Source organism: Deltaproteobacteria bacterium (assembly GCA_018668695.1).
GTDB lineage: Bacteria > Myxococcota > XYA12-FULL-58-9 > XYA12-FULL-58-9 > JABJBS01 > JABJBS01.
In genome coordinates this window covers 1-6,871 of the sequence record JABJBS010000251.1, presented here as the reverse complement: position 1 = coordinate 6,871, position 6,871 = coordinate 1, and the positions used below count along the sequence as shown (strand labels likewise).

Below are 6,871 nucleotides of genomic sequence, written 5' to 3'. Positions count from 1 at the left end.
TGGATCGCTCAATCCTCGTAAGACCATCGAAACCACCATCATGGAACCCATGGAAGTACACGGTATCGGTGAAACCTACGAAGAGCGCCGCGAAATGGTTCTCCAGCTTTTAGAAAAAGTTGGGCTCCCTGGCCGGCAATTTCTCAACCGTTATCCTCATGAATTCTCGGGAGTTCAGCGACAGCGTATCTGCATCGCGCGGGCATTGTCCCTTGAGCCCGATTTAATCATTTGTGATGAATCGGTGTCTGCATTGGATGTATCGGTTCAGGCTCAGGTATTGAACTTGCTCAAAGAGCTCCAAGCGGAAATGGGGCTTACCTATATTTTCATTAGCCACGATTTAAGCGTCGTAAAATTCATGAGCGACATGATGGCGGTTATGAACGAAGGTAAGTTCGTAGAATTTGGACCGAGTGAGTCAATCTATCAAAACCCGAAAGAGGCCTACACAGAGCGTCTTATCGAAGCCATTCCAAGAGATAGCCTGGAGCAAATTGCGAAGCGCCAAGAACAGCGTATTGCTGCCCAAAGCAAAGTCGCCTCTTAAATATCTGCCGTCCAAGGGGTGGTTATCACCCCACTCTTCACTTAAAATTCGGCGATTTAAACCCGGGCCCTGGGAACGGGCCGAGCTGCGTTTGTAATTTGGAATCGGTAAGGTGAGAAAATTCGCCCTAGGGCGCGAACTCGGAGGGGTCTCAAGCGACTAGGAGTCTTCTTCAGCCTTCGCTTCAGGTTTATCCTTAGGCTTGTCGGACTTCATTCTGACGCCATGCTTAGCTAGGATCTCAAGGTAAAAAGAGCTGAGTTCGAGTTGGTCGACTTCGTCTATGCACTTGCTGATTTCTGAGAGGTGAATGACCCGAGCTTCTTCCTCGGTATGCCCATACTTGCAATCGAAGTCCCAGTAATCGACACCGTCGGGCAGCTTCTTATTGCGCTCCCTCTTCACGTATTTCTTCACTTCGTGCCGAACGCCTTCGACAAGTCTGGGCCGCTTATGCTTTGGATGCGTTAATTTAAAAGTCTTTCTCATAACCGTCCTACTCTACATGCTGTATTCGGGGCACAATACCACCGATTTTCGAGACTAACAATTCGGATGTGGTCTCATGTTGTGGCTTAAAGCGAGCCGAAGCGATATAAAACCACCATGGCCAAGTTTAAAGACCTTCTGAATCTTCCCGCTCTCCATACCTTTGTTGAAGAGTCGGGGTTCAACAAGCCCACAGATGTTCAATCTGCGGCTATCCCGCGTCTACTTGAGGGCAAATCCGTAAGTGTTCTGGCTCAAACAGGCTCGGGTAAAACCCTGGCGTACGCTCTACCCATAGTTGAGCTACTTAAGAAACTAGAAAGCGACGCTTTGGTCGAAAATACTCTAGAACGCACGCCCAGCGCCTGGATTATCTGCCCAACAGAAGAGCTTGGTGCTCAAGTTGAGAAAATCCTCAAATCTATCGCTCACCTGGCAAAGCTGCGGATACGTTTGGTCAAAAAGGGCAGCACCCAAAAACAGACTCGCTCGTCCATGGCGGGGAAAATCGATGTGCTTATTGGCTCGCCCAACCGGATTCTAGGCGCGCTTAAGGCTGGCGAACTGAAATCTGATATGGCCCGATACCTGATATTCGATGAAGCAGATCAACTCTTCGATGCCAGCTTCCTCCCAGACTGCCAAGCGCTTGTGTCCCGGCTCCAGTCCCCGGAATTACAGGTCGGTCTCTTCTCAGCGACCATGCCTGGAACCTTCGCTGATATACGCCGGGCAACATTCCCTGGCCTCAAATTTCAAGAGATTGAGCTTCAAGGCGCCCACAGCTTGCGGGACAACATCTCAACGACCAACTACACCGTGCCTTACGCTGATAAGGTTCTTCACGCAGCGGCGTTGCTGGAAACAGTACGCGGACCCGGTTTCTTGTTTGTAAACCTCAAAAAAACGGCTGAAGAAGTCTACGACCAGCTCACCAAGGCATTGCCTAAGAAAACTATCCACCTCTTGCATGGAGGCATGGAGAAAAAAGACCGTCGTAAGGCCATCGCCCGATTTGAAGATGGCGGCGACATCTTGGTCTGCACCGACATCGCCTCTCGCGGTATCGATATCCCTGGGCTGAACTGGGTGCTGAACTACGACCTTCCCTTTGAACCGGTCTACTACATCCACCGATGTGGACGTGCGGGAAGAAACGGTGCACCAGCAGAAGTTGTTAACTTGGTCACGACCAAAGACTTCCCCCTGATTACTCGAATCAACAGTGCAATTGAGAATCAATCCTCTTTGAAGCTTGCGCGTGTCGTCGGTAAAAGAGATGCCGGACGTAAAAAAGCGGCGTCTAAAGCTAAGCAGACGACCACCCGCAAAAAGGCAGCGAGGCCCAAAGCAGCCGCCACGCCAGGACGCGCTAAAGCAAAACCGGGAAAGCCGGGCCGTTCCAAAAGCGAAGCATCCAGAGCTGCTCGGGCTCAATCCAAATCTGAAAAACCAAGCCGAGGAAAACCGGCAGAGGGAAGGTCTGGCCGTTCCCAAAGTGCTTCTGCCAAACCGGCCCGCGGTAAAACAGCAACAGGTAAACCCGCTCGTTCAAGTAGCCCGGCTGGCAAGCCGAGCCGAGGCAAGCCACCTGCGGGCAAACCGAGCCGCTCTCGCGGGGCTGCTGGCAAACCCACAAGCCGTAAGCCCACCACCAAGTCGCGCCGAAAGAGTCGCTAAAGCTCTCGCGATACCAACTAAAAACTGAGAATTCAGTAAGAGCCCACATGGAATCGAGGCTGAATTCAGGCGTGGCTGCCTACTCCACTCGGCCACGGTTTTCTATCGGCCTTGAAGCTGAAGAAAACAGTCGCCTGTGAAATGTGCGGGGCGGCTAGCTTCGCCAGAGAAAAACGCCCACTCTCGCCACCGGTCCTTGAGCCTGACGAGATTTCTCCCAAAGTCTTTTCCACGGACCAAAATTATCTTGAATGGGTGAAAGCGCCATCTCCCCTTGTAGACCATACTCAGGCGCTTCATCCTCCGCCTTGAAGGTTCCAAACATCAAGTCCCAAATCAGGAAGAGCCCACCAAAATTACAGTTCTCATAAGCGTCATTTTTTGCATGGTGCAAAGAGTGACGTTTTGGTGTTGCCATAAACCACTCCAAAGGCCCGAGGCTCCCCACCATTTCTGTGTGAGCGCCAAGCTTCCAAATCTGCTGTCCTAAATACACAGGAATCATAACTTCGATAGGAATACCTGAAAGCGCCAGGAGCATGGTGAAAGGGCCGTACATCAGTGGCTGAAGCCAAGGAGCGCGTATACCTGTTGCAACGTTGTACTCGTTTGAGCTGTGGTGGACTTCATGAATCGCCCAAAACATTGGGATGGTATGCACTATTCTGTGAGCCCAATAGAATACAAAATCTAAGGCGAATATCGCAACCGCCCATGTCACCCAGCTCGATGCCGTGAACTCAATCACGCCAAAATTGGTTTCAACTAAATTATACAAAACAAATGTACTGGCTACCGTGGCGCTGATGCCCGAGCCAATACCATTGATTAAGCTACTCGACGTGGCCTTTTTCCCATACGTCTTGTGTCCACGTATCCGTGCAACCGTAAACTCAAGAGCCATCATCCCCACTGCAATCAATGCAAGAACCATCATTGTGGTTGTCATTCATTCCTCCATGTCAATACGAACGTCTGTTTCACTGGTGATACAACTTTCTTTATTTCTATTCATTCGGATTTCATTGCCTGCAAACCACCCACATTCTTAAGGATAGCTTTTGTAGGTAAGCCAAAGTCCTGTCCCAATTTAAGATACGAACCGGTATAAAGCCTTGTCTGAGGCGCTATCTTAGTAAAGTGAAATCGAAAATACTCTTCAAGTGGTAATGGAAGCCATCTACGCGCAGCAGCCATGAGGGCACCAATACCCCAGGCGCCGAGTAAACCTCTCCACCATGGAGCCTTTACTTGGTAATGCCTTGCTGCAATACCAAGGGATTCCCGGGCAGCTTCAGCGGCAACACCGATCTGTTTCCCTGCCCTGAACCTAGCCATGGACCAGTCAGAGGCCTCTAACCCAATCATCAAAGACATGAGCACTGCACTTGAAAATGCAGCAGCCTTAGAAACGTCTTGATGTGAGCGGGCACGAATACCACCAGCCACCAACAACCTCAGCACCTCATCTCTTCGACAAGGTTCCCCACTGAAAAACATTTTAGAAAACGGTGGTAACCAATAGGCTGTGCGATTTCCCTTCAACACAACCGCCGCATCGTACCTCTCAGGTAATGGTAACGGGTAGCTTATAAATGCAACTATCCCGTGGACCAATCGATGCTCAGGAATCACACCAACCAAATAGTCCCGCTCCTCAAGCCCGGGCTGGAGCGCCACAATCGTGGCATCACCTACCCGCCCTACCAATTTAGGAAACCACGCCTCTCGCAAAGCCGCCGAAGACACACATAACCACACTTGGTCCCATTGAGTTGACTCAACGTCATCGTGAGTCGTCAATAAAGCGAAGTTTGTGATTGGCAGGCCTTCATCAGACGTTTGATACTCGTTCAATGGATAAAGCCGGTAACCTTGTTCAAGCTCCGCACGGTACTTATCACGAACCAAAAAAGTAACGTTCGCGCCGCCCTTTAACAGGTGTCGCCCATAAACTTGGCCAACCGCTCCTGCCCCCACAATGAGAATCTTCTTATCACTCACGGGATTCACCTCCGCCGCGAGAGGACGCGCCAACTTCAAATCGGTCCATGTAGTCTGCGAACCGTGTGTGTGTCCTTTGGCGATTCAATCCGAAATCCGACGCTACGTAGCGATGATTTCCGGCCGCGTCTTTTCGCTGGGATGATAGCCAGGACTCTAGTTTTCCCACATCATCCGCTTGAAACGGTAAATCAAATTTTTCGGAAATGGATGCAATGGTTTCGACTGGTTTGTTAACCAGGTCAGAACAATACACATCCAAAATCTGGTCTTCTTTACCAAGTGTTTCCCGAACTGCCATTGCCCGCGTGACACCTTGGGAGAATAAATCCTCTACAAACTGTCCGGTTTTTTTCTGGTCGCAGGATCCGTACATCACTCTTAAGAAGACCGAGATATAGCTCGCATACGATGCGACTGAATCAAAAGGGTCTCGGTGTGTCCAAACCACGCGCGCGTCTGGAAAAACCTTAAACAGAGAATCTAAAAACCAAACATGCTCAACACACTTTAGAACCAAACGCTGGCCTGGAAACTGAGCACTCATCAATTTCAACTGGTCGCCATATTCGGTGTAAGTTGGCTCCATATCGTGCTGGAGAAGCCATCTTCCGTAATCGTGGAGTCCACAGCCAAAGGCGTAGCTAAGTGAGGTAAAGCGGTTAAAAAACAAATGCCAACACTCTTCTAGGCTTCGTGCGTGGGTGTTGTGAATGGAAGCTTGCTCGGGCGCTACAAAAGAATTGAGTGATGCAAGCAACCTTCCACGCCTTAAGCGTTCTACTTTACTCTTGGCTAAATTAGGGTGGCTCGGCACCGGATATTTCAGCCACCAAAACTCAGGCGAATGACACTCTGAGCTTAGACTCAAAGCATTTTGCACCATGGTTGTACCCGTACGAGGCAAGCCAACAATAAACACAGGCCGGTCGAGTTCAATGGTTCTGATTTCGGGATGACGAGCTAAATAATCTTCAATGAGTAGTCTGTTTTTAAGGTGCTGAGAGATCTGCTCCTTCATGCTCACTTTGGCCAAAGGTAATGCGGGACTTCGGCTCACATTCTCCAAAAGCTTTTCAAGCGGCTCTCTATACTGCATCTCACCGAAATCTTGGAGTCCCGTGCGGTCGACAGCCTTGCGTTCTAAGTCATCGATGTTGATGTTACCCAGCGAGAGGCCTGCTTTTTCGAGGCCCGCTAGAAGTGCGTTGGCGCAGCGTACACTGCCCCTTAACTCACGGCGGCGAACGGTTCGAGCATTTGGCTTTATTGCAACGCATGATGCATTCGTCAAAGTCGGTACCTCAATAGTGGCTCATGGAAGAAAACTTAGCCCCAACAACTTTACGTGTAGACAAAAGTCCGACAACCGCGAGATGAATTCTTCAGCCCCTCTTTTATGAAATCACGTTTCCAGCCGGGCGAAAACAAGTATCAACATTGGAAGGGCTCAATAGATCAAAACAAAGCATCGAAGCGTGAGCTGTGATGAGCCTATTGGAGTGGAGCGGTTATTAAGCCACGCTAGTTGCTACAGCAAACCGTTCCTTGAAGCGTGGAGGCACCGCTGGAGAAAGCATCGTAGCTACGCATACTGAAGCTTCCACCACTGGTTGCTTCTTGACTGCAACTCCCAACGAAACCTGCCCGCACCGTATCATGGCGACACTGCCAAGCCGGGTTATCGTCATCGTCAAACGCTCGTCCATCGGCGTGCATCATGCAGTTGTCGCCATCGTTAAGGACCACGCTGAAATTCACACCGGCGGTGCAATTGTCATTACGGGCCACATACTCAGCGGACGTGCATGCTGTCCAACCACTGGCGCAAAGCGTTCCTGCATTGCTGGCTGATGTAGGCAGTTCACCGTCGGAAGTGGTGCAAAATACGATATCCTCGCGTTGCCATAAGCTGAGTCCACCTTCAACGGTACCATCGGCGCAGCCAACGGTGATTTCCGAACACGTGCTGGAGCATGTATCGCCATCGCTTGTGTTACCGTCGTCGCATTGCTCACTGCTTCCTTTGATTCCATCGCCACAAACCGTTGAACTTGCTTGATAGGCAGAAATTGTTTCGTTCTTACCCCAGCAGGTAAGGACACCGAGAGTGCTAATTGCACAGCAGTAGTCACGTCCGCAGTCCAC

7 protein-coding genes are annotated in these 6,871 nt (G+C 50.4%); 2 read left to right on the top strand and 5 right to left on the bottom strand.

Annotation, left to right across the window (positions count from 1 at the left end; all coding sequences use genetic code 11):
- On the top strand, positions 1-550 hold a 550-nt coding region (locus HOK28_13380; GenBank protein MBT6434084.1), incomplete at its 5' end, for an ABC transporter ATP-binding protein.
- Positions 551-709: 159 nt separating this feature from the next.
- On the opposite strand, the gene HOK28_13375 is transcribed toward HOK28_13380, so the two are convergent.
- Positions 710-1,039 (bottom strand): hypothetical protein, encoded by a 330-nt coding sequence (locus HOK28_13375; GenBank protein ID MBT6434083.1) that lies wholly within the window; start codon positions 1,037-1,039, stop codon positions 710-712.
- 117 nt (positions 1,040-1,156) lie between these two features.
- Between HOK28_13375 and HOK28_13370 the strand changes: the two genes are divergently transcribed.
- A complete protein-coding gene (locus HOK28_13370; protein ID MBT6434082.1) occupies positions 1,157-2,719 on the top strand; it encodes a DEAD/DEAH box helicase in 1,563 nt (520 codons plus the stop codon).
- A 154-nt stretch (positions 2,720-2,873) separates the two neighbouring features.
- Here the strand turns inward: HOK28_13370 and HOK28_13365 are convergent, their stop codons facing one another.
- The 4 genes from HOK28_13365 to HOK28_13350 form a co-directional block, all read right to left on the bottom strand.
- Entirely contained in the window at positions 2,874-3,668 is a 795-nt protein-coding gene (locus HOK28_13365) for a sterol desaturase family protein (protein MBT6434081.1), read from the bottom strand.
- 62 nt (positions 3,669-3,730) lie between these two features.
- On the bottom strand, positions 3,731-4,723 hold the full coding sequence (locus HOK28_13360) for a ketopantoate reductase (GenBank protein ID MBT6434080.1): 993 nt from the start codon (positions 4,721-4,723) through the stop codon (positions 3,731-3,733).
- Positions 4,716-6,017, bottom strand: a complete 1,302-nt coding sequence (locus tag HOK28_13355) for a sulfotransferase (GenBank protein MBT6434079.1) — start codon at positions 6,015-6,017, stop codon at positions 4,716-4,718. Before HOK28_13355 ends, HOK28_13360 begins: the two co-directional genes overlap by 8 nt.
- A 230-nt stretch (positions 6,018-6,247) precedes the next feature.
- Positions 6,248-6,871: DUF4215 domain-containing protein (locus HOK28_13350; GenBank protein MBT6434078.1), on the bottom strand; the 624-nt coding region annotated here is incomplete at its 5' end.